Raw genomic sequence first — 1053 nt, 5'->3', positions numbered from 1 at the left:
CCCCCCCCCCCCCCCCCCCCCCCCCCCCCCCCCCCCCCCCCCCCCCCCCCCTCCCTTCTCCCCCCCCCCCCCCCCCCCCCCCCCCCCCCCCCCCCACCTTGAATTCCAGCGCCGGCCAAGGAGCCGGCAGACAGGGAAGGACCCATGCGACAGGTACTGAGCCGACAGGTACTCAGCAAGGGGATGCTCACCGCCGCGGCGGCCTCGAGTCTGCTGTCACTCGGGGCGGGCGCGGCCTACGCGCACCCCGGCAACACCGCCGAGGCCTCGCATTCGCCGGGCGTGCTGGCCGGCAACAGCGTCTCGGTACCGGTCACGCTGTCCCCGAACGTCTGCGGCAACAGCGTCGACGGCGCCGCGGCCCTGAACCCGGCGGTGGGCAACGAGTGCGCGACCGTCACGTCCCACGGCCCCCGCGGGTACGGGGACGGGTACGACTACGAGCGCTACCTGGACTCCTCCACGGCCCGGGACTACGAGCGCCACCTCGCGGAGCGGTACGAGCGCGAGCGCGGCCACGAGCGCGAGGACGAGGGTGCGTACGGCCCGCGCGAGGAGCACGCGAAGCACCAGCACCCGGGCAAGGGCAAGGGCAAGGGCAAGCACCGGGCCCCGGACAAGGACGAGGAGTGCGACGAGCCGCATGCGGCTCCGAAGCCCGAGCCCGCGCCGCTGCCCGAGCCGATTCCCGAGCCGGTCCACGGGGCGCCGGCCCCCGCCCCGCTCCCGGCGCCCGCGCCGGTTCCTGAGCCGGTTCCCGAGCCGGTCCACGAGGCGGAGACGCTCCCCGCTCCCGCCCCGGCACCCGTCCCGGTGGCCGAGGAGGTGCCCGAGCCGCGTCCCCGGCGCGGACACCAGGAGCAGCCGGCTCCCGCACCCGCGGTTCCCCCCGCCCCCGCGGTCCCGGTGATCGACCAGCCGCCGGCCAACCCCGCCGGCGACCGTCCGGTCGACGTCACGCTCCCGCCGGCGCCGGCTCCCGCCCCGGCACCGGGGGGGGGGGGGGCACGCGCGGTCGTCACACGGTCCGCCACCCCTGACCCCACGCCCCTG

1 protein-coding gene is annotated in these 1053 nt (G+C 78.2%); it reads left to right on the top strand.

Translation table 11 applies throughout. From position 1 onward, the window contains the following. Positions 1–144: 144 nt before the first annotated feature. The coding region (locus tag ACZ7H1_RS34900; protein ID WP_470792256.1) for a chaplin at positions 145–1053 on the top strand (909 nt) is incomplete at its 3' end.

The sequence above is a fragment of the Streptomyces sp. NPDC037401 genome, from assembly GCF_055602345.1.
This window is presented reverse-complemented; position numbering and strand designations above follow the sequence as displayed.